Here is a 21,670-nt window from a genome sequence, read left to right on the forward strand (position 1 = left end):
GGATGAGTGTCGCAGGCGTGCGTTCCAACCGAGGTGACAGTTACCAGACATTGGTGGCATTTGATTGGGCATTGACAGTTCTATCCGATCCGGACTTTCTTTGGGTTGAGATCGACTCAACAACTCACTCGGTAGACGATGTCGTGGTCGGCAAAGCCGACGGTACTCTGATAGCCTGCCAGTGCAAAAAGAATCAGGCAGATTTCAAGGCCTGGTCGATAGCAGACTTGGCGGATGAGCTGGTTAAAGCATCCAGCTTGCTGAGCAATAATCAGAGCGCCGAGGTGCGTTTCTATTCGCGTAGTAACTTTGGCGAACTCGCAAAGCTGAGAGAACACAGCTCGACACAGAGTAGTGAAATGGGATACCAGGCGAGTTTGGGGAAGGAGCACCGCACGACCGATGCAGCATTGACAGCACTGCTCACTATCTCGGTTCCCGATCTATCTTCATACGAATTTTTGCGACGCACAAGGTTTATCACCAGTGATGAAATGGAGCGCATGAATGATCTGCTCCGTGAGCGTTTGCGCAACATTGCGAGCAATCTAGATTCCTCTTTCAATGCTCTCTGGAAAAGCCTTGATCAACTCGGTGCTCGGATGGCGGGAGATAGTACAGCCGCTACTCGGCATCGATTAACTAAAGACGACCTGAGAGCAATCCTTCATAAGGCCGGAGCCCTGCTTGTTCCTCCAATGGATCTTGCCGAGGTGCGACTATCATTTTCCGGTACTTCAGCGATAGGTAGGTCGTGGCGGCGCGATGTTGCAGGGCAGAGGATTGCTAGTCCTACTGTGAGTGAGCTGCTCGCTGCAATTGATGCAAAGAAGCCGGCCATTCTGCTTACCGGGCTCCCAGGCTCGGGAAAGACTTGTGTGATGCTAACGTTGCAGGAGGCTTTGGAGGAACGAGCACAAAAGGGTCAAAACATTGCGCCGCTGTTCATTCAGTCGCGAGAGTTCGCTGATATGACTACTGTGCAGGACCGACAATCCCAAGGCTTGTCTGAGCAATGGGTTGAGAAGGCCGCCCGTCTAGCTGAAGAAGCGCATGTAATTGTGATCATTGACTCGCTGGACGTGCTGTCCATAGCCCGAGATCATCGCGTGCTAGCCTATTTTTTGGCACAGATCGATCGTTTGCTATTGATTCGAAACGTCACTGTGGTCACTGCTTGCCGCGACTTTGACAGGTATTACGATCGTCGAATTGCCGAAAGGAGCTGGGATTGCGAGTTGAAGTGTCAACCTCTGGATTGGGAAGCCGAGGTTGCGCCACTGCTCTATAAGCTGGGGATTGCAGCGGCCTCCATTGATGCAGTAACCCGTGATTTGATAAAGAATCCGCGCGAGCTGACTTTGTTTATCGAATTGGCACAGCGCGAGGGTAGCTTCAACGTGGTAACTAGCCAAGCCCTGGCGCAACGCTATCTCGATGTTGTCGTGCGAGCAAACAGCGCGTTGGGAGACGCTGCGATACAGGCTATAGAAGTCCTTGCTTCGGATATGCTGAGTTCACGCAGTCTAGTCGTGCCGTATCAACGCTTCGGCGCATCACAAGAAGTCCTTCGGATACTTTGCAGTCTCAATGTGATACAAGAAACCCAGGAAGGAAAGCTGACTTTTGGGCACCAAACCTTGTTGGATGTACTGGTAATCAGCGGGGCTGTGCGCGGCGGCATTACGTTAAATGAGTTCATTCAGGGCCTGCCGCCAATTCCCTTCGTACGTCCCAGTATCCGTAGCTTTGTTGCGCAGTTGGCAATGGGCGAGCGTCGGGAATTCAGAAAGCAACTGCGCACAGTACTGATGGGGAGCGCCGCCTTCCACATTAGGCGCCTCGTAGCAGAGTCATTTGCGGAGCAGAAACCTCAGGATGAGGATTGGTCGCTGGTGCGTGATTTGCGAGAAAAGCATCGCGACGTCTTTCAGGTGATCTATGGGGCGAGGGCAGTTGCGTGGCACCACTTCTGGCTCAAGCATCTGGTTCCTTCCTTAAGGAGTGCAAAGGATGTAGAAGGGATGACAACGCATGTTTATCGAATAGCGCATTGGGGGGCAGTAGATCCAGGCAATGTACTGGCGTTCTGGGAAGAGGCGCTATCGCTGGACTGGTTGGACTGTAACGTAGTTGCAGAGAACATTGCTTTTCGGCTGTCTGAGATAAAGTCCGAAAGTGCTTTGCTGATTGTTCCACTAATCGAGCGACTGCTCGAATTTCCGCTCTCAGAGCACAGCTCTCTTGGCAGCGATATCGCACGTTGCGTGGCGAAAGGTGCGGCGGATGATTCCCTGCTTTGGCGCTATATCGCAGGTGGTATTAGCGACGATAATGTTCTTGATTTTGATCTCAATAGCAGATTGCGTTGTAGTTCCCATGAATTCGGTGGTCGGGAAGAGGGTTTCATTCGTCAGCGAATGGAGGCTTCCACAAAATTTCTGGACTTGGCCTTGGAGTCGGTAGAGCGTTGGAGCAATGCACGCGCATCTCGCCACAGCGGAGCCCGCGCCGGCTACAGGTACGGTTTTTTAGGTGATACCTCATATGATGATATTCACAGTCATAGGGGTGTGAGACACGCGGATAGTATGCGTATCCTGCTTGATGCGCTTGAAGCTGCCGTGATTGCTCATGCACAAGCAGATTCAGATTGGTGGCGAGATAGGCGTGAGCACCTGTGCTCCAGTCATGAGGGAGCATTGCTCTATTTCGTCATCCTCGCTTGTACTGCGTCGCCTGAGGCCAACAAAGATTTGATAGGACGTCTGTTGTGCGACAGAAGATTGCTAGAGTCTGAGCTTTCCTATGAACTTGGGACGCTACTTCAGGCGTCATTTATATTTCTCGATGATCGAACGCAGGATGCAATTACAGCGGGTATATTGAATCTACGGTTTGAAAAGTATCTTGATGAAAGACATCGCTTCTGGATACTAAAAGAGCGAGCGGATTTTATCGTTGGTATTCCTTGTCATCAGCGTTCGCCAGAGGTGCAGGCGGTGTTGAGTGCATATGAAGATGCTGCCGGCAGGTTGATTCGACAGCCTCATATACGCTCGCATGGAGGTACGGTGCGTGCTCCATTTTCATATGAGGTATTCCTCAATTCGAGTAATGCAGAGATTTTGCGGTTGTTGGTGCATTATGCAGGATATGAAAGGGATTTCGATGATTTTCTGATTGGTGGTGAGCGTGAGGTTGGATGTCAATTGCGAGAGGCTTCTTCTCGCGCCCCCACTCGATTCCTGAATTTGTTGCCAAATTTTTGGGCGGACATTCCTGGGCGATTCCGAGATGACATCATGGACGGGGTTGCCACATATCTGGCTCATCGTTATGGAAATCTGCAAGTAAATGGCGGGTGGGAGCCCATCGACGAGCCCGATGCTTCTGTTTTAGTACGTCTGATTCTTGATGAACTAGAAAGGCATCCGGATCATTGGCGATGCCAGCGCCCTGCAGCCAAAGCGCTAGAGGCTTGTTCAAATGTAATATGCGACGCGCAAAATGCCAATCGATTGATCTTTCTTGCCATAGGATTTGAAGGTCTCTATGAAGATGATCCAATAAAGGGGAATAACGTCGACTTGGTCTCAATCGGCATCAATATGGTGAAAGGGGATGTTGCCGAAGCGTTGATGATCCTCGCAAGTAATTTATATGACCGAGGTATCGAACTTCCTGATTTACTGATCCCCACCCTGCGCCGGTTTTCCAGTGACGAGCATCCTGCGATTCGTTCGCTGATCCTGCGACGCTTGCCATACTTGCAGAGCAAAGATTTTGATCTGGGTTGGGATCTATTTTACTTGGCCATGAAGGATGCGGATAGGCTTTGGGAGATCGCAGAGCCCTGCTTCTATTACGCCTATCACAGTCATTTCGAAGTGGTGAGGCGTTGGCTGACGCGTCTCCGTGGCGAAAGTAGCGGGAATGGCTTAGAAACATGGGGGCGCATTTCAGCGCTGGCGGCCATGGACAAAAAACTCGACTATGCTGAATTCTTGGAAGACTTGAAAGTGATGAGTAAAACGGAGGCTTGGTATGGAGCAACCACCGTTTGGACAAACTTTGAGAACATTCAGCAGCACCGGGAGCAATGCCTAGTAGGTTTGGGTGACGGGTTGAATTCTGGTGCGAATCATGCGCAGGGGGTTGCGGAGCAAGTGGGTCAATTCTTTGATGACAAGTCGGCGGAGATTTCTTTTCCTATAGAGTTGATTCGAGAATGTTTTGATGTATTTAGAAATGATGCCGACATAGGGAAGAGGAACCATCGTCTCTTTGGGTTCCATAAATGGCTCAATGCGACCTCCCAAATTGATCCGGAGCACGCGTTGACCGCAGCTGAGATTTATCTTGACTATGCCTGTCATTGCAGGCCATATCTATATGATCACGAGCATAACCTCACCCAGTTAATGACGCGTCTCTTTGCTGAAGCGGAGGAGCGCGAGGAGTCCGACTGTGGCGTGATGCTGCAACGTGTGGTTGCTGCACAAGACACATTACTTTCCCTGGGAGTCAATGGTGTTGCGGATTGGTTGAAGGCTGCCGAGCGGCCATGACCTCAACAAAGGTCGTCGGCACTAAACTTGAGAGGGTGCTAGTTAGCTTCTCTCTGCTATTGGCCGGAAGCGACCTTGGAAGATCAAATCCAGACCGGCGTCACGTTGAGCACCGGATACGACCAGCGCCGCATTGCTGGCCAAGCCCAACGCTTCCAGAATCAAGCGGCAGCAAGCGCAGGGCCCACCCGCTGGCAGGCTGCACATGCACCATGCAATGGATACTTCAGCTCACCACCAACGGAAGGTCGGGTCACATGTTCAAGATCGTGGTTGTTGCAGCATTTCTGTTGATCGCCAACAGCGCACTGGCGCGTGACCGCCCGATCCAATCATGCGAGAAGGCGCCGCTTCTAGCGGAAATCCAGAAACGCGTCCCGGACCACGTCATCGGTGAATCGGCCGACGTGAAGCCTGCGCCGGTGGGGACGCTGCCGACGTTTCCCCGTGGCATCTGGATGCGTTCGGGGAGCAACCTGACCTGCGTCGTGGTGGCGCTGGATGCCGCTGGAACACCGCAGGATGCCGTCGTTTCCTATCCGTCCCGGTTCGCGTTGACCGAGCAAGAGAAGCAGATGGTGCTGTCCGTCCAATGGACGCCGGCGCAGGTGGGTGGGCAGGTGCGGCCGTCGCTGGTCTTCATGGATTTCCGGACGCGCTGACAGGCGACCCGCCTCCCCGAACCGCAGCTTCCCGGCGAACGGCCGGGCGGCTATGCGAACAGGTTGTGCATGCCCCATGCAGCCTGAGCGGGAAACGTGTCGTTGCCGGCGTTGGCTCGCCCGCCCCGGTGATCGTGCGCCACCTGCATCGCCTCCCCGAGGCAATACAGGCGGCGCATCATCGGCTTACGCCGTCTGCACGATATGCAGTGCCTTCGGGTTGCGCCACGTCGCCAGCAGCGCCGCTTCGCGGGCCTTGGCTTCGTGCAGGTGCGCTTCCTTGACGTGGCCGTAGCCGCGGATGTGCTCGGGGATGCTGGCGATGTCCACCGCCAGCGCCAGCCGGCGCGCATCCAGCCCGCCCAGCAGTTCCTGCAGGGTCTTCTCGTAGTCGGCGATCAGCTGGCGTTCGCCACGGCGTTCCTCGGTGTAGCCGAAGACGTCGAAGCGGCCGCCGCGCAGGCCCTTGAGCTTAGCCAGCAGGCCGAAGGCCTTGAACATCCACGGGCCGTATTCCTTCTTCTGCAGCTGGCCCTGCTCGTCGCGCTTGGCGAACAGCGGCGGTGCCAGGTGGAAACGCACCTGGTAGTCGCCCTCGAACTGCTGCTGCACGCGCTTGATGAAGTCGCCGCTGGTGTACAGGCGGGCCACTTCGTATTCGTCCTTGTAGGCCATCAGCTTGAAGAAGTAGCGCGACACCGCCTCGGTCAGCGCGGTGCTGCCCGGCACGGCCTGCTGCTCGGCGCTGCGCACCGCATCGACCAGCGTGCGGTAGCGCTTGGCGTAGGCCGCATCCTGGTAGTCGGTGAGGAAGGCGCCGCGGCGCGCGACCAGCTCGTCGAGCGAGCGCGACAGGCGGCCGTCGTCAAGCGCGGCGAAGGTGGCTTCGCCATTGGCCGGGCCGGCGGCGGGCAGGCCGCGCACCTCCGGTTCATTGCCGGGGTTGCGCGGTGCCGACGGCGCGCCGGCCTCGCTGCCTTCCCATTCGCCCGGCGGCAGTTCATGCAATGCACCCGGCGCGCGTTCGGCCTGGGTCGGCGCGTTGCGCACCAGCCCGGCGGCCTGCTGCACGGCCTGCGGATCAATCGTCGCCAGCCGGCCCCAGGCAAATGCCTTCTGGTTCATCTCGATGGCCGCGCCATTGAGTTCCACCGCGCGCATCAGCGATTCCAGCGACAGCGGCACCAGGCCCTGTTGCCAGGCAAAGCCGAGGATGAACAGGTTGGCGGCGATCGCGTCGCCGAGCAGCGCGGTAGCCAGCTGGGTGGCGTCGAGCAGGATCGGGTCACGCCCGCCCAAGGCAACCTTCACGCCGGCGATGATGTCGGCGGCCGGGAACTGCATGTCCGGGTGCGTGGTGAACGTGCCGGGCATGGCTTCGTAGGTGTTGAGCACCACCTGCGAGCGCTCGGCGCGCACCTTGGACAGTGCCCAGTAGTCGTTGACCACCACCATGTCGCAGCCCAGCACCAGGTCGGCCTCGCCGGCGGCGATGCGCACGGCGTGGATGTCGGCCGGGGTGTTGGCGATGCGGATGTGGGTGGTGACCGCGCCGCCCTTCTGCGCCAGGCCGGTCTGGTCGAGCACGCTGGCGCCCTTGCCTTCCAGGTGGCCGGCCATACCCAGCAGCGCGCCGATGGTGACCACGCCGGTGCCGCCGACGCCGGTGATCAGGATGTTCCAGGGCTGGGACAGGTCAGTGCGGAACGCCGGGGTCGGCAGGTTGTCGAGCAGGCTGGCCGCATCGCTCTTCTTGCCCTTGCGCAGCTGGCCGCCGTGCACGGTGACGAAGCTCGGGCAGAAACCGGTGGTGCAGGAGAAATCCTTGTTGCAGTTGGATTGGTCGATGTCGCGCTTGCGCCCGAACTCGGTTTCCTTCGGCAGCACCGACACGCAGAAACTCTTTTCGCCGCAATCGCCGCAGCCTTCGCAGACCAGCGAGTTGATCATCGTGCGCTTGGGCGGGTCGACCAGCTTGCCGCGCTTGCGGCGGCGGCGCTTCTCGGTGGCGCAGGTCTGCTCGTAGATCAGGATGCTGGTGCCCTTCACCGTGCGCAGCTGCTTCTGGACGGCGTCCAGCTCGGCGCGGTCGTGGAACTCCACGTCGGACGGGAACTCGTGGCGACGCGACTTCCATTTGTCGATGTCGTCGGACAGCAGCACGATGGTGTACACGCCCTCGGCGCGCATCTGGTGCGCGATCTGCGGCACGGTCAGGGTGCCGTCCACCGGCTGCCCGCCGGTCATCGCCACCGCATCGTTGTAGAGGATCTTGTAGGTGATGTTGACGCCGGCGGCGATCGCCTGGCGGATCGCCAGCGAGCCGCTGTGGAAGTAGGTGCCATCACCGAGGTTCTGGAACACGTGCTCGGTGTCGGTGAAGGCGGCCTGCCCGGCCCAGGTGACGCCTTCGCCGCCCATGTGGGTGAAGGTGTCGGTGTCGCGGTCCATCCACGTCACCATGTAATGGCAGCCAATGCCGGCCATCGCACGCGAGCCTTCCGGCACGTTGGTGGAGGTGTTGTGCGGGCAACCGGAGCAGTAATGCGGCACGCGCGGGAACTGCGCGCGCGGCAGTGCCATCTCCGCTTCCTTCTCGTCCATCCAGCGCAGGCGCTGCTCGATCGATTCGGTGTTGAAGAACTGCTGGATGCGGCGGCCGATCACGCCGGCAATGGTGGCCGGGGTGAGTTCGCCGGTGGACGGCAGGATCCATTCGCCCTGCTCGTCGTACTTGCCGACGATGGACGGGCGCGCGCCCCAGCTGGCCGGCCAGTTGTAGAAGTACTCCTTCATCTGCCGCTCGATGAAGGCCTTCTTCTCCTCCACCACCACGATGTCCTGCAGCCCGCGCGCGAACGCGGCGATGCCCTGCGGTTCCAGCGGCCAGGTCATGCCGACCTTGTACACGCGGATGCCGATCTGCGCGCAGGCCTTCTCGTCCAGGCCCAGGTACTCCAGCGCCTGCAGCACGTCCAGGTAGCTCTTGCCGGTGGTGACGATGCCCAGCCGCGCGTTCGGCGCGTCCATCACCACCTTGTCGATGCCGTTGGCGCGGGCGAAGGCCTGCGCGGCCTTCACCGCATAGCGGTGCAGGCGCATCTCCTGCTCCATCGGCGGGTCCGGCCAGCGGATGTTGAGCCCGGCCGGCGGCATCTCGAAGTCTTCCGGCAGCACGATGCGGCGTGCGAACGGGTCCACGTCCACCGAGGCGGAGGACTCCACCGTCTCGGCGATGGTCTTGAAGCCGATCCAGCGGCCGGTGTAGCGGCTCATCGCCCAGCCGACCAGGCCCATGTCCAGGATGTCCTGCACCCCGGCCGGGTTCAGCACCGGCATCATCGCGCTGACGAACTCCTCCTCGCTGCCATGCGGCAGGGTCGAGCTGCGGCAGGCATGGTCGTCGGCGGCCAGCGCCAGCACGCCGCCGTGCTTCGAGGTGCCGGCGGCATTGCCGTGCTTGAACACGTCGCCGCAGCGGTCCACGCCCGGGCCCTTGCCGTACCACATGCCGAACACGCCATCGACGTTGGCGCCGGGGAACAGGTTGGTCTGCTGGGTGCCCCAGACCATGGTCGCGCCGAGGTCCTCGTTGAGGCCGGGCACGAACTTCACCTTGGCTGCTTCCAGGTGCTTGCGCGCGCGCCACAGCTCCAGGTCGAAGCCGCCCAGCGGCGAGCCACGGTAGCCGCTGATGAAGCCGCCGGTGTTCAGCCCCGCCGCCAGGTCACGCTGCTGCTGCATCAGCGGCAGCCGTACCAGTGCCTGTACCCCGCTCAGGTAGATGCGGCCGTCGGTGCGCGTGTACTTGTGGTCCAGCGTGTAGTCGCGGTCGCGGACCCCGATCAGCGGATCATTGGCGGACGCGGGCGAGGTAAGTTCGGCAGTGCTGGTCATGGCTGGCCCATTGCAAAAGACGGCTGGCGGCTGGCGCCGCTGGCGGCGCGCGTGGCAGCCGGCGATTGTAGCAGTGGCCGTTTCAGCCCCCCCCTGCTGCAATCGCACACGGGCCGCCTTGCGGGTTAGGATCGGGGGCTGGATGTGAAAATCGGGATACGGGGATTGCTGTGATGGGGATGATCAGGCGTCTGGTCGCCGGCACCGTGCTGGCCGGGCTGTTGTTTTCCAATGCATGGGCCGAAGGCCTTCCGAAGATCAACGAGTTCTATTTCGACGAGGACACGGCGGCCAAGCCGATCCAGGCGGTGCCGCCGGAGCAGGCCGACGTGGTGGACCAGCTGATGAAGCTGCGCGAGCGCGGCCGTAAGGGGCTGGAAGCGACCGTGCAGCTGGCCAGCATCGCCTATGCCGAGGGCCGCGATGAACTGGGGGCCAAGCTGTACCAGGAAGCCTATGCGACGGTGAGCGAGTCCTCGGTGCAGATGCGCGGCCTGCGCTGGAACCAGGGCTGGGACCTGTATCGCCGGGGCGAGGTCGATGCCGCCCTGGGCCTGTGGACGCGCGCGGCCGAGAGCGCGCGTGGCAACCCCGGCTGGCTGCCGCCGACCCTGGCGCTGGCACTGTGGAAGCAGGGCAACAAGGCCGATGCGCTGGCCTGGTATGCCGCCGCCGTGCGTACCGAGCCCACTCAATGGGGCAGCAGCGCCGAGTTCGCGCGCCTGTTGCCGGCCTGGACCGATGCCGAGCGCGCGCAGCTGGCCGAGGTGCAGCAGGCCTGGGCGGCCAATCCGCCGGCCTGGCCCTGACCACCGCCCCGCCCGCTGGCCGGGCGGCGCTTGACCACATCCGGACGATTGCCGATTCCAATGGCGCGTCCCGGCAGGGCATGCTTGCGGCATGGCTTTCGATGCATTCGCACTGATCTTGGCCATGCTCGCGCTGGGCATGGTCTTCGCACGGCGGCGTACCTTCCCGGACAACGCCGCCGACACGCTCAACCGCGTGGTGCTGTACCTGTGCCTTCCCGCCGCGGTGCTCACCTACGTGCCGCGCCTGCAGCTGGACCTGTCGCTGGCCGGCATCATCGCCACTCCCTGGCTGTTGATGCTGTTGAGCGTGGGTCTGGTCAGCCTGGCCACGCGCCTGTTCGGCTTCGAGCGGCAGGTGCATGCGGTGCTGCTGCTGTGCGTGGCGTTGTGCAATTCCAGCTTCATCGGCTATCCGATGGTGCGTGCACTGCTGGGCGACCATGCCTTGCCGTACGCCGTGGTCTACGACCAGTTCGGCACCTTCGTGCTGCTCTCGACCTTCGGCCTGTACGTGCTGGCCCGCTACAGCGGCGATGCGCCGCCCACCGCCGGCGAGATCCTGCTGCGCATCCTCCGCTTCCCGCCGCTGTGGGCGCTGCTGTTCGCGGTGACGTTGATGCCGGCCGAGCCGCCGTCGTGGGTCGCTTCGGCCTTGAAGAGCCTGGCCGACGCGATGTTGCCGCTGGTGATGCTGGCGGTCGGCCTCACCATCCAGCTGCGCCTGTTGCGCGCCGAGCTGGCGCCCCTGGCGGTGGGTCTGCTGCTCAAGCTGCTGGTGTTGCCGGCGGTGGCCCTGCCGCTGTCACTGGCCTTTGGCCTGCGTGGTGAGATGCTGCAGGTCAACGTGCTGGAGACGGCCATGCCGACCATGATCACCGCCGCCGCACTGGCCATCTCGCACCGGCTGGCGCCGCGCCTGGCCGCGGCGATGGTGGGGTATGGCATCGTGCTGTCGCTGGTGACCCTGCCGGCGTGGGTGTGGGTGCTGCATCACCTGGAGTGATGCGCGCACGGCGACGAATTTCAATCCGTTGGGAGGATCAAGGCATGCGTGGACAGGGAATGTGGGCGGCGGTGTTGCTGGTGTTTGCCGGCATGGCCAATGCGCAACCGCCGGCGGAGGAGGAGATCGCGCCGGAGCAGCTGCTGGCGCGGATCGAGGCGCAGAATGCCGCACGCCTGCAACTGGCCCGCGGGCTGGCGGCCACCGGCGAGCCGCGCAAACTGTATGCCGCATCCCTGCTGGTGCCAATGCGCATGGACCTGGCGAGCAAAGGCCTCAAGCGCGAGCCCGAAGCCGACGCCTGGCTCGCGCAGGCCATTGCGTCCGGCAGCACGCAGCCGCTGATCGCGATGGAAGCCGTGCGGCGTTGCATCGGGAAGGACGCCTGTGCCATCGATGCCGCGGTGCAGACCTTGCAGGGGGACGGTGCCGCCGATGCCGGTTCGCAACTGCTGCTGAAGCGGCTGGCCGAACACCGCAAGGACGCTGCCCAGGCCGCGCAGGCGTGGCAGCGGGCGACGCATGCCACGCGTTACGGTGACTCGCTGGCACAGCTGGTGGGCTTGCTGGATGAAGCCACGCGCGACGTGCCGTGGCCGGTCTCCGATGCCGCGCGCGCGGCCGAATGGGAGCAGCGCAATGGCGGCAGCTATGCCGACCAGGAGCGCGCGATCACGTTGTTCGGCATCGCCGCGACGGTGTGGATGCCGGAGCTGAAAACGGCTTTCGACGCGTGCCCGAAGGACATCGGCGAGCCCGCGAGGAGGCAGGAGTGCGAACGCGTGTTCTCGGTGATGGCCGACAGCACCTCGAACGCGGTGGCCCAGGCCGGTGCCCGATGGATGTTCGAAGCCAGCGCGGGCACGCCCGCGCAGGCACGGTGGGAAGCGCGCCGGCGCCTGCTGGCGTGGATCAGCATCCGCGCCAGCGGCGTGCTCGGATCGGAACAGGGCACTGCGCCCAAGGTGAGCCCCGCCGACTACATGCGCTGGATCGGTGATGACGGGGAACTACCGGCCATGCGCCGCCTGCTGGCCGTGCATGGCATCGCCCCTGAGCCGCCGGCGGACTGGCAACCGCCGTCCACGCCACAGTGAGCCGAAGCCCGCCTGTGGCATCGGCAAAGCCGGAGGCGGTCAGGTTGGCGGGCGGTTGGTGATGGGTGGGCGAACGTTTCCCGGGCGTGCCGTGCTCACCCGGACCACGTGATGCATGCCGCGGCTCAATCGGCCGGCACGGTGCGTTCGCGCGCCCAGTCACGCAGCGACTGCACCTGTTCGGCCATCAGCACCGACAGCGGCCGGGTGTTGCGGATCTCGGCCATCAGCAGCTCGGTGTCCAGCGGGCGCTGCTCGGCGTGCGCGGCATACAGCCCGGCCACCACCGCCTGTTCGATCTCGGCGCCGGAGAAGCCCTCGCTGGCTGCCGCCAGGGCGGGCAGGGCGAAGGCTTCCGGGTCCAGCTGGCGGCGTTGCAGGTGCAGCTGCAGCAGCTCCACGCGCACGTCCGGGGCCGGCAGGTCGACGAAGAAGATCTCGTCGAAGCGGCCCTTGCGCAGCAGTTCGGCCGGCAGCTCGTGCACCTGGTTGGCGGTGGCGACGATGAACACCGGCGCCTTGCGCTCGGCCAGCCAGGTCAGCAGGTAGCCCAGCACCCGGCGCGACACGCCGCCGTCCTCGCCGTTGCTGGCCAGGCCTTTCTCGATCTCGTCGATCCACAGCACGCACGGGGCCAGCTGCTCGGCCGAGGTCAGCGCCTCGCGCAGGTTCTTCTCGGTCTCGCCGTGGTACTTGTTGTACAGCGTGCCGAAATCCAGCCGCAGCAACGGCACGCCGAAGCCGGCGGCGGTGGCCTTGGCCAGCATCGACTTGCCGCAGCCCTGCACGCCCAGCAGCAGCATGCCCTTGGGCGGGTCCAGCCCCGGCGGGGCGTTGCCGGAGACGAACACCGCCCGGCGCTGCTCGATCCAGCGCTTGAGCCGGCGCGCGCCGGCCACCTCGTTGAAGCGCGCCGAGTCGTACTCGTAATGCAGGTTGCCGCTGCGGTTGAGCAGCTCGAACTTGAGCTTGGCCAGCTGTGGCAGGTCGTCGGCCTGCAGCGCGCCGTCCTCGTAGATCAGCTGGCGGGCAATGCGGCGGGCGTCGGTCATGCTCAGCCCGCGCAGGTTGCGCAGGATCTGCTGCACCGCGTCCTGGTCGGCCTCGACCCGGCGCCCGCCGTTGTCCCTGGCGTAGCTGGCCGCCTCCTCGCGCAGCATCTTCAGCAGCGCGTTGGCGTCGGGCAGGCGCGGGTTGAAGCGGGTGGCCAGGGCCTCCAGCTCCGGCGGCAGCTCGACCTTGGCCCCGACCAGCACCAGCACGTGTGGCTGGCTGTGGCGGCGCTGGACGATGTCGCGCAGCAGCCGCTGGTGGCTGGCGTAGCCCAGGTAGGGGTGGAAATCGAGCAGCAGGTAGATGCCGCGCTGCTCGGCCTCCTGGATCATCCGCAGCACCGAGCTGGCGTCGGGCGGGCCGAACGCCTCGTCCTCGCGGTCCATGTCGATCCTGCGCAGGCCCTCGGTGATCGACCAGCGGTACAAAGCCCGCCAGACGTGCATCAGCGCCTGCCGGAACAGTTCCACGACCCGCGACTCATCCTGGGTCTGGATGACGATCAACGGCGTGTTGGCGCGGATCAGCGCGGTCAGGTCCTGCAGTTCGCTCATGGTGGTTCCATCCCGGGGGCGACACGATAGCAAAGCCGAGCCCCGGGGCCGACCCTCACCCGGTGACTACCTTTGGTCATGCAACGCGGTGTACGCTGCGGGAACGTTCCGCGGAAACGAGGCGTGCATGAAGACGATCCTGGTAGCCGGCTCCAAGGGCGGTGTCGGCAAGACCACCATCGCCACCCACCTGGCCGCGCATTCGGCCCTGGCAGGCCATGCCACGGTGATTGCCGATGCCGATCCGCAAGGCTCCAGCAGCCGCTGGGCCGAGCGCCGGGCCATGCTGGACAGCGCCGTGCTGCCGGTCGACGTGCACCGCAAGAAGAACTGGGAAAAGCTGATCCCCGACGGCACCGAGCAGGTCATCATCGATGCCCCCGCCGGCGCCTACGGCGAGGACCTGGAGCGCTTCACCGACATCGCCGACGCGGTGGTGGTGCCGGTCCTGCCCTCGGCCCTGGACATCGAGGCCATCGTCGGCTTCCTCAACAGCCTGTCCAAGCTCAAGCGCGTGCATTCGCGCGCGCTGCCGGTGGGGCTGGTGCTCAACCGCACCAAACCGTGGACGCAGACATCGCAACAGGCCCGGCAGATGCTGGGCCAATGGCCGTATGAGGTGGTCGCGCAGCTGCGCGACAGCCAAAGCTACGTGGTGATGGTCGGGCTGGGCCGCAGCCTGTTCGACTATCACTCCGCCCAGGTACGCGAGCACCAGCAGGACTGGGAGCCGCTACTCAAATGGTTGAACAAGGTCTGACAGGAGTACTCCCCGGCCATGCGTGAACTGATCCTGCTGCGACATGCCCATGCCGAACCGGCCAACAACGGTCTGGCCGACATCGATCGTCCCCTTTCCCCGCACGGGCTGGCCGAGGCCGAGGCCGCCGGGCGCTGGCTGCTGGAGCAGAAGCTCACCCCGGACCGGGTGCTGTGTTCGCCGGCGCGGCGGACCCGCGAGACGCTGGAGGCGGTGCTGGCACTGACCGGCTACGTCGAGCAGCGGCTGGATGAGCGCATCTACGACGCCGTGCCCGGCACCCTGGCCGCGTTGCTGGATGAACACCGCGAGGTCGAACGCCTGCTGGTGGTGGGCCACAACCCGGGCCTGGAACAGCTGGTGGCGCTGATGCACAGCGGCCAGTCCGGGGATTACCGCGGCATGCCGCCGGCCTCGGTGGCGGTGCTTTCGCTGCCGATGGAGGCATCGATAGAACCGGGCATTGCCCGTCTGGCGGCGTTCTGGTGGCCGTAAGTCCATGGGTTTGTTCCGTGGCGGGCTGCTGCTGGGCTTGCTGATCGGGCCGGTTTCGTCCTTCGCGGCGGAACCGCCCCAGTTCGACCCGGCTCATTCACAGTTCGGCTTCGAGATCCGCACCCGCTTCGGCCAGAAGATCGAAGGGGTGTTCCGCCGTTTCGATGCACAGGCCACCGCGCTGCCCAACGGGCAGCACCAGGTGGTGCTGCGCATGTACACCCAATACGTCGAGATCCCCGACAAGCCGCGCTACACCGGCTGGATGCGCGGCGAGGATTTCTTCGACGTGGCGCGTTACCCGGTGATCGAGTTCCGCTCCGATCCGTACTCTCCGGAGCTGATCCACCAGGGCGGCGACGTCAATGGCTGGTTGACCATCCGCGGCATCAGCCGCCGGGAGACGCTGCACCTGGCAAAGCCTGAATGCGCACGTCCCGGCTATGATTGCGACCTCGTCAGCCGGGGCACCGTCCAGCGCGGGCGGTATGGCATGGACAGCTGGCAGATGGCCCTGGGTGATCGAGTGACCTTCATATTGCGTACGCGCCTGAGCAGCGCCCCCCCAAAGTGAACCCTTTCGTACGACTTTTCCTGCTGCTGGCGGTGCTGCTGGCCGGCGGTTGCGCCTCGCTGTCGCCGCAGCAGCGCGACCGTGCCCAAGGCATTGCCATCGCCGCGCGCTCGACCGTGGTGGACTGCGACCGGCCGGACCGCTGCGCGCTGGATTCGCCGCTGCGCGCGCTCGGCGGGCAGGCCATCACCGAATCGGCGCCCGGGCTGCCGCGCCACTACGCCACCATCGTGGACGAGGGCGAACTGGCGCTGGTGGCGCGCCTGAACCTGATCCGCAGCGCCACCCGCAGCATCGACCTGCAGACCTACATCTTCGATACCGACGACAGTGCGCGGCTGGTGATCGACGAACTGCTGGCCGCCGCCCGGCGCGGCGTCAAGGTGCGGGTGCTGATCGACCAGCTCTCGGCGATCTCCGACGTGCAGATGCTGGCCGCCCTGTCCGGGGCGCATGCCAACTTCGAGCTGCGCGTCTACAACCCTGCCTTCGGCAAGGCCAAGCTGAACTACCTGGACTACGCCGGCAGCGTGCTGTGCTGCTTCCGCCGCTTCAACCAGCGCATGCACAACAAGCTGCTGGTGATCGACGACGTGCTGGGGGTGGTCGGTGGCCGTAACTACCAGGACGATTACTACGACTGGGACAACGAGTACAACTTCCGCGATCGTGACGTGATCGTCGCCGGTCCGGAGGCGCGGGAAATGGCCGCCAACTTTGAGTCGTTCTGGGTCGCGCAGCGCAGCGTGCCGGCCGAACGGCTCAACGACGTGGGCCGGGCCCTGCTCAAGCAGGGGGTGCCGGCGATGCCGCAGGCCAACTTCCGCCACCCGGAGCGGATCGAGCGGGTGGGCGAGGAGGCAGCCGACCCGGCCTTCATCGACGAGGCCTTCGTGCAGACCGCGCTGCCGGTGCGGTCGGTGGCCTACGTGGCCGACCTGCCGCGCAAGCATCGCCGCGAGGACGATGATCCGGACGATGGCCAGCATGTCACCGAGCCGCGGCTGGATGCCCTGATCGCCTCGGCCAGGACCGAAGTGCTGCTGCAGACGCCGTACCTGGTGTTGTCCAAGCCGGCCCAGCAGCTGTTCCGCGACCTGCGCAAGCGCGAGGCCGCGCCGCGGGTGGTGGTCTCGACCAACAGCCTGGCCGCCACCGACAACCCGATCGTCTACGCGCTGTCGTACAAGTACAAGCGCCGCAACCTGCGCGAACTGGGCTTCAACATCTACGAATACAAGCCGTTCCCGCTCGATGCGCCGGTCAACTACCCCGGGCTGCTGCCCGAGCCGGTGGACGTCGAATCGGTGCCGTCCGGCCGCAACCGGGTGATCGGCGGCAGCGCGGCCGGCAGCAACGTGCGCGGCAGCGGCTCGGGCCGGCGCAACACGCCCGGAGGCAGCGACGTCGAACGCGAGGTGCTGCGCACCGAGACGCGCCCCTCGTTCCTGAGCCGGCGCGCGGCCAACCGGCCGCTGCCGGTGACCCGCAGCGGCGCGCGCATGGGCCTGCATGCCAAGTCGCTGGTGGTGGACCGCCGCATCGGCGTGATCGGCACCCACAACTTCGACCCGCGCAGCGAGAACTACAACACCGAGGGCGCGGTGATCATCGAAGATGCCGCCTTCGCCGAGCAGTTGGCGCGCAGCATCGAGCGCGACATCGCCCCGGACAACTCCTGGGTGGTGGCGCCGCGCGAGAAGGCACCGGTGTTCTCCGGCCTGAACTACAGCATCGGCAAGGCGTCCGAAGCGCTGCCGGTGCTCGATTTCTGGCCATGGCGCTACGCCACCATCTATGAGTTCAAGCCCGGCCCGGACTGCCCGCGGCCGCTGCCGCGGCAGGACCCCGGCTTCCGCGCCTGCTACACCGCCATCGGCGATTTCCCGGAAGTGGACGTCGGCCCGAAATGGCTGCTGGTGCGCATGCTCACTGCCTTCGGCGCCGGGCTGGTGCCCATCCTCTGACTGCGTCCCCGCAAAGGTTCAAGCCATGTCCCGAGTATTCCGCGCTCCCGTCGACCTGGAACAGGTCAATGCCCTGAGCCGCAACACCCTGATCGACCACCTCGGCATCGTGTTCACCGCCGCCGGCGAGGATTGGCTGCAGGCCACCATGCCGGTCGACGAACGCACCCGCCAGCCGTATGGCCTGCTGCACGGCGGCGCCTCGGTGGTGCTGGCCGAAACCCTGGGCAGCAGCGCCGGCAACCTGTGCGTGGACCCGGCCGAGCAGGTCTGCGTGGGGCTGGAGATCAACGCCAACCACCTGCGCGCGGCGCGCACCGGCGTGGTCACCGGCACCGCGCGTGCGCTGCACGTGGGCCGCACCACCCAGGTGTGGGAGATCCGCATCGAGAACGAAGACGGCAAGCCGGTGTGCATTTCGCGGCTGACGCTGGCGGTGGTGGCCCGCTGAGCGGGCATTGACGCGCGATACCTGCGGCTTACCCCTCCCCAACCTTCCCCTGCTGTGCAAGGGAGGGGGCCATACGGCTTTACCGTGATCGGTCCGACCCCGCCGAACCACTCCCTCCCTTTGGCGAAGCCCAGGGGAGGGGTACTGCCCCGCCGCCGTAGCCGTCGCTCAGCCCTCGACCATCGCCGGCAGATGCTCGCGTACCCATTGCGCCAATGCCGGCGCGGGCAGGGCAGGGGTGAAGTGGAAGCCCTGCGCGATGTGATAGCCCTGCTCGCCGAGCAGGCGCAGCTGCTCGCTGCTTTCCACGCCTTCGGCCACCACCTTCAGGTGCAGGCTCTGGCCGATGTGGGCGATGGCCTGGGTCAGCGCGCTGGCCACGCTGTCACGCTCGATCCCGTTGACGAAGCTGCGGTCCAGCTTGAGCTCGCTGATCGGCAGCTGGCGCAGGTAGCTCAGGCTGGAATAGCCGGTGCCGAAGTCGTCCATCGACAGGCGCACGCCCAGCGCATGCACCTTGCGCAGGGTCTGCAGGGTGACCGGGTCGGCGTCGAGCAGCACGTCCTCGGTGATTTCCAGGATCAGGTCCGACGCCGACAGGCCGTGCTCGTGCAGGATCCGGCTGATCATCTCGGCCAGCGCCGGGCTGTGGAAGTTGGTCGGTGACAGGTTGACCGAGACCGAGGGCACCTCCAGCCCATCCTCGCGCCAGTCGGCCAGCTGGTGGCAGGCCTCGTGCAGCGCCCATTGGCCAAGGTCGCCGATCAGGCCGGTTTCCTCGGCCAGCGGGATGAAGCGGACCGGCGGCACGTTGCCCAGCCGCGGGTGGTGCCAGCGGGCCAGGGCCTCGACGCTGTGCAGGCGGCCATCGTGCAGGTCGATCTGCGGCTGGTAGTGCAGTTGCAGCTGGCCCAGCGCGAGGGCTTCGCGCAGGGCATTCTCCAGCGCCAGCCGCTCCTGCGCGCTCTGATCCATCTCGCAGCTGTAGAAACGGGCCAGGTTGCGGCCGCTGTGCTTGGCCTGGTACATCGCCATGTCGGCGCGGTGCAGCAGGGTTTCCATGCTCGTGCCGTCGTGCGGGAACACGCTGATGCCGATGCTGGCCGAGGGCCGGATCTCCATCTCCCCCAGCTGCAGCGGCTCGCCCAACGCGCGCAGCAGGCGTTCGCTGTGTTCGTCGGCGCCCTGCGCGTCGCAGCCGTTGAGCACCACCACGAACTCGTCGCCGGACAGGCGGCCGACGATGTCCATCGGCCCGGTCTGCTCCTGCAGGCGGCGCGCGACCACCCGCAGCAGTTCATCGCCGCCGGGGTGGCCGAAGGAATCGTTGACCTGCTTGAAGCGGTCCAGGTCGATGAACAGCACCGCCAGCGACTGGTGGGTGTGGCCGGCGGCGCTGATCGCCTGGTCGGCACGGGCATGCAGCAGGCTGCGGTTGGGCAGGCCGGTGAGGTCGTCGTAGAAGGCCAGCCGGCGGATGCGGTTGCGCGCTTCCTCGCGTTCCAGCGCCAGCGCGCACAGGTGCACGATCACCTCGACCAGGCGCCGGTGGAAGCTGTCCGGCTCCATCGGCTGCCGGTAATAGAACGCGAAGGTGCCCAGCACGCGGCCGTCGCTGGACTTGATCGGCGTGGACCAGCACGCCGCCAGGCCGTACTGCAGGGCCAGGTGGCTGACGCCCTCCCAGTTGGGGTCGCTGGCGATGTCGCGCGCGACCACGGTTTCACCGCAATGGGCCGCGGTGCCGCAGCTGCCCGAATGCGGGCCGACCGGCGTGCCATCGACCAGCTTGCTGTAGGCCTCCGGCAGGCTGGGCGCGGCCAGCGTGCGCAGCCGGCCGTCCTCCACGCGCAGCACCGAGCAGGTGACCTGCGGGGCGATCTTCTCCACCTCCTCGCACATCATCTGCATGATCTCGGCGGTGGGTACCTCGCGCACCATCGCATCGAGCATGCGGTGCTGCAGGACCTCATGCACCTTGGTGCGGGTGATGTCGGTCAGCACCACGACCATGTTCACCAGCTTGCCGTAGTCGTCGAAGATCGGGTTGATGGTGACCGAGCACCACAGCGGCTGGCCGTCCTTGCGGTACAGGCGCTCGTCGGCGCGGATCGACTGCCCGGACATCAGCCGCGTCATGTAGGCGGCCATCTGTTCGCCGGAATGATCGTCCGGCGCCAGCAGGGTGGGGACGTAGCGGCCGAGCAGCTCGCTGTCCAGGAAGCCGAACAGGCGACGGAAACCCTTGTTCGGGTAGACCACGTGGGCCTGGGCATCGGTGATCAGCACCGCGCTCTGGGTCTCGTCGAACCCCAGCGACAGCAGCCGCTCGCGCTCCTGCGCCTGGCGCCGCGCGGTGACGTCGCTGATCAGCGCCATGTGGATGTCGCGGCCGCCGCTGGACACGTGCGACAGGGTCACGCTGATCCAGCAGTGGCTGCCGTCCTTGCGCACCAGCTGGATGTCATGCGGCGCCAGGGCCAGTTCCTGCACGCGGTTGCTGGCCCCCGGGTACAGGCGGGTGTCATAGCGCTCGCGCATGGAGGGCGGGGCCAGCTGGCCCAGGTTCCTGCCCAGCATTTCCTCGCGCGGCCAGCCGGAGATGGTCTCCATGGCGCGGTTGAGGTACAGGATGGTGTTCTGTTCGTCGAACAGGATCACGCCGCTGCCAATGCGCTCCAGCGCGGCAGAAAAGAAATGCAGCATGTCCTCTGTCGATGACAGCAGCTGCCGGTGCATCACCACGCTCCCCTGAACGTTGGAACCGTTTTACACACTTACGGCGCGGGAAGGGTAACGCTGAAGGTCCAGCCGGGCCCCTTGGCCCGCGTGATGTCTGGATACTGTGCCGCAACGCACCTTTCCGTGTCCTGGCAGCAATACCCTGCCGCCGTAACAGTCGCTGGCACAAGCCGGACCGCATCCGGTATCGTGCGCGGATGATCTCCCCCCGTCCCGCCCGCCAGGGCGGTGTGGCTCGCGTGTTCCGTTACCTGTACCGCGTCCCGCTGCTGCTGGTGCACATCGTCCTGTTCCTGCCGCTGATCCTGTTGCTGATGGCCCCGCCATTCGGCCGCATCGGCGGGCCTGCCGATCCCCTGGAGCACCGCGTGGTGCGCTGGTGGTCGGGCGTGCTGATGTGGATCTTCGGCTTCCGGCTCAAGCGCTTCGGCCAGCCGCTGCCGGGGCCGGTGCTGTTCGTGGCCAACCACGTGGGCTGGGTCGACATCTGCATGATCCACAGCCAGAAGATGGTCGGTTTCGTCGCCAAGCGCGAGATCGCCGGCTGGCCGCTGGTCGGCTGGCTGGCCAGCCGTGGGCATACCATCTACCACCAGCGCGGCAACACCGAGTCGCTGGGTGGGGTGATGGAGGAAATGGTCAAGCGCCTGAACGAACAGCGGCCGGTGGCGGTGTTCCCCGAAGGCCGCACCCGCGGTGGCCACGAAGTGGGCCCGTTCCACGCCCGCATCTTCCAGGCGGCGGTGGAGGCCAACGTGCCGGTGCAGCCGGTGGCCTTGCGCTACGGCGTGCGCGGTGACGCGCAGACCATGGTGGCGTTCGGGCCGAGCGAGAGCTTCTTCGGCAACTTCCTGCGCCTGCTCGGCGAGCCGGCGCGTGCGGCGCAGGTGCACTTCCTCGCGCCGATCGGCAGCCAGGACCTGGAAGGTCGCCGCCGCATCGCCGAAACCTCGCGTGCGCGCATCGTGGCGGTGATGGAAGGGCCGTGAGGCGATGTCGGTCGTGCGCCTGCCGTCGTCGGAAAGCCGCCAG

Annotated in this window: 14 protein-coding genes; 11 read left to right on the forward strand and 3 right to left on the reverse strand. The window is 64.7% G+C overall.

What is annotated here, in order from left to right; all coding sequences use genetic code 11:
- Nucleotides 1–2: 2 nt before the first annotated feature.
- Both AC06FE_RS16545 and AC06FE_RS16550 read left to right on the forward strand, forming a co-directional pair.
- Nucleotides 3–4,571, forward strand: coding sequence for an AAA family ATPase (locus tag AC06FE_RS16545; protein ID WP_478073661.1), 4,569 nt, complete (start codon nucleotides 3–5; stop codon nucleotides 4,569–4,571).
- 257 nt (nucleotides 4,572–4,828) lie between these two features.
- A complete protein-coding gene (locus tag AC06FE_RS16550; RefSeq protein ID WP_478073662.1) occupies nucleotides 4,829–5,233 on the forward strand; it encodes a hypothetical protein in 405 nt (134 codons plus the stop codon).
- Nucleotides 5,234–5,419: 186 nt separating this feature from the next.
- On the opposite strand, the gene AC06FE_RS16555 is transcribed toward AC06FE_RS16550, so the two are convergent.
- Entirely contained in the window at nucleotides 5,420–9,130 is a 3,711-nt protein-coding gene (locus tag AC06FE_RS16555; RefSeq protein ID WP_478073663.1) for an indolepyruvate ferredoxin oxidoreductase family protein, read from the reverse strand.
- 173 nt (nucleotides 9,131–9,303) lie between these two features.
- Between AC06FE_RS16555 and AC06FE_RS16560 the strand changes: the two genes are divergently transcribed.
- The 3 genes from AC06FE_RS16560 to AC06FE_RS16570 all read left to right on the forward strand — a co-directional run bounded on the left by AC06FE_RS16560 (nucleotide 9,304) and on the right by AC06FE_RS16570 (nucleotide 12,042).
- Nucleotides 9,304–9,939 carry a tetratricopeptide repeat protein gene (locus AC06FE_RS16560; protein ID WP_132862343.1) on the forward strand — a complete coding sequence of 212 codons (636 nt, stop codon included), beginning with the start codon at nucleotides 9,304–9,306 and terminating at the stop codon, nucleotides 9,937–9,939.
- A 91-nt stretch (nucleotides 9,940–10,030) separates the two neighbouring features.
- On the forward strand, nucleotides 10,031–10,945 hold the full coding sequence (locus AC06FE_RS16565; protein ID WP_478073664.1) for an AEC family transporter: 915 nt from the start codon (nucleotides 10,031–10,033) through the stop codon (nucleotides 10,943–10,945).
- Nucleotides 10,946–10,989: 44 nt separating this feature from the next.
- Nucleotides 10,990–12,042, forward strand: a complete 1,053-nt coding sequence (locus tag AC06FE_RS16570) for a hypothetical protein (protein ID WP_478073665.1) — start codon at nucleotides 10,990–10,992, stop codon at nucleotides 12,040–12,042.
- A 125-nt stretch (nucleotides 12,043–12,167) separates the two neighbouring features.
- Here AC06FE_RS16570 and AC06FE_RS16575 read toward each other — a convergent pair whose 3' ends face one another.
- Complete coding sequence (locus AC06FE_RS16575) at nucleotides 12,168–13,649, reverse strand: AAA family ATPase (RefSeq protein ID WP_132862346.1); 1,482 nt, start codon at nucleotides 13,647–13,649, stop codon at nucleotides 12,168–12,170.
- Between the two features lie 127 nt (nucleotides 13,650–13,776).
- On the opposite strand from AC06FE_RS16575, the gene AC06FE_RS16580 reads away from it, so the two are divergent.
- The 5 genes from AC06FE_RS16580 to AC06FE_RS16600 are packed head-to-tail and all read left to right on the forward strand — an operon-like array spanning nucleotide 13,777 to nucleotide 17,896.
- Nucleotides 13,777–14,409 carry a ParA family protein gene (locus tag AC06FE_RS16580; protein ID WP_132862347.1) on the forward strand — a complete coding sequence of 211 codons (633 nt, stop codon included), beginning with the start codon at nucleotides 13,777–13,779 and terminating at the stop codon, nucleotides 14,407–14,409.
- An 18-nt stretch (nucleotides 14,410–14,427) separates the two neighbouring features.
- Nucleotides 14,428–14,904: a SixA phosphatase family protein gene (locus AC06FE_RS16585; protein ID WP_478073666.1), complete on the forward strand. Its 477-nt coding sequence runs from the start codon at nucleotides 14,428–14,430 to the stop codon at nucleotides 14,902–14,904.
- Between the two features lie 4 nt (nucleotides 14,905–14,908).
- Nucleotides 14,909–15,478, forward strand: coding sequence for a YceI family protein (locus AC06FE_RS16590; RefSeq protein ID WP_132862349.1), 570 nt, complete (start codon nucleotides 14,909–14,911; stop codon nucleotides 15,476–15,478).
- A complete protein-coding gene (locus AC06FE_RS16595) occupies nucleotides 15,475–17,445 on the forward strand; it encodes a phospholipase D family protein (RefSeq protein ID WP_478073667.1) in 1,971 nt (656 codons plus the stop codon). Before AC06FE_RS16590 ends, AC06FE_RS16595 begins: the two co-directional genes overlap by 4 nt.
- Before the next feature lie 25 nt (nucleotides 17,446–17,470).
- A complete protein-coding gene (locus AC06FE_RS16600; RefSeq protein WP_132862351.1) occupies nucleotides 17,471–17,896 on the forward strand; it encodes a hotdog fold thioesterase in 426 nt (141 codons plus the stop codon).
- A 168-nt stretch (nucleotides 17,897–18,064) separates the two neighbouring features.
- On the opposite strand, the gene AC06FE_RS16605 is transcribed toward AC06FE_RS16600, so the two are convergent.
- Entirely contained in the window at nucleotides 18,065–20,635 is a 2,571-nt protein-coding gene (locus AC06FE_RS16605) for an EAL domain-containing protein (RefSeq protein ID WP_323437742.1), read from the reverse strand.
- Between the two features lie 200 nt (nucleotides 20,636–20,835).
- Between AC06FE_RS16605 and AC06FE_RS16610 the strand changes: the two genes are divergently transcribed.
- The gene (locus AC06FE_RS16610) at nucleotides 20,836–21,627 is read left to right on the forward strand and encodes a lysophospholipid acyltransferase family protein (RefSeq protein WP_478073668.1); all 792 of its coding nucleotides are present in this window, start codon (nucleotides 20,836–20,838) and stop codon (nucleotides 21,625–21,627) included.
- The last annotated feature ends 43 nt before the right edge of the window (nucleotides 21,628–21,670 follow it).

Source organism: Stenotrophomonas sp. Steno-C18, from assembly GCF_056393195.1.

Coding starts and splice junctions, on each gene's coding strand:
- AC06FE_RS16550 (WP_478073662.1), top strand. CDS start 4,829: ATGTTCAAGATCGTGGTTGTTGCAGCATTTCTGTTGATCGCCAACAGC.
- AC06FE_RS16590 (WP_132862349.1), top strand. CDS start 14,909: ATGGGTTTGTTCCGTGGCGGGCTGCTGCTGGGCTTGCTGATCGGGCCG.
- AC06FE_RS16565 (WP_478073664.1), top strand. CDS start 10,031: ATGGCTTTCGATGCATTCGCACTGATCTTGGCCATGCTCGCGCTGGGC.
- AC06FE_RS16605 (WP_323437742.1), bottom strand. CDS start 20,635: ATGCACCGGCAGCTGCTGTCATCGACAGAGGACATGCTGCATTTCTTT.
- AC06FE_RS16570 (WP_478073665.1), top strand. CDS start 10,990: ATGCGTGGACAGGGAATGTGGGCGGCGGTGTTGCTGGTGTTTGCCGGC.
- AC06FE_RS16610 (WP_478073668.1), top strand. CDS start 20,836: ATGATCTCCCCCCGTCCCGCCCGCCAGGGCGGTGTGGCTCGCGTGTTC.
- AC06FE_RS16560 (WP_132862343.1), top strand. CDS start 9,304: ATGGGGATGATCAGGCGTCTGGTCGCCGGCACCGTGCTGGCCGGGCTG.
- AC06FE_RS16585 (WP_478073666.1), top strand. CDS start 14,428: ATGCGTGAACTGATCCTGCTGCGACATGCCCATGCCGAACCGGCCAAC.
- AC06FE_RS16545 (WP_478073661.1), top strand. CDS start 3: ATGAGTGTCGCAGGCGTGCGTTCCAACCGAGGTGACAGTTACCAGACA.
- AC06FE_RS16600 (WP_132862351.1), top strand. CDS start 17,471: ATGTCCCGAGTATTCCGCGCTCCCGTCGACCTGGAACAGGTCAATGCC.
- AC06FE_RS16555 (WP_478073663.1), bottom strand. CDS start 9,130: ATGACCAGCACTGCCGAACTTACCTCGCCCGCGTCCGCCAATGATCCG.
- AC06FE_RS16575 (WP_132862346.1), bottom strand. CDS start 13,649: ATGAGCGAACTGCAGGACCTGACCGCGCTGATCCGCGCCAACACGCCG.
- AC06FE_RS16580 (WP_132862347.1), top strand. CDS start 13,777: ATGAAGACGATCCTGGTAGCCGGCTCCAAGGGCGGTGTCGGCAAGACC.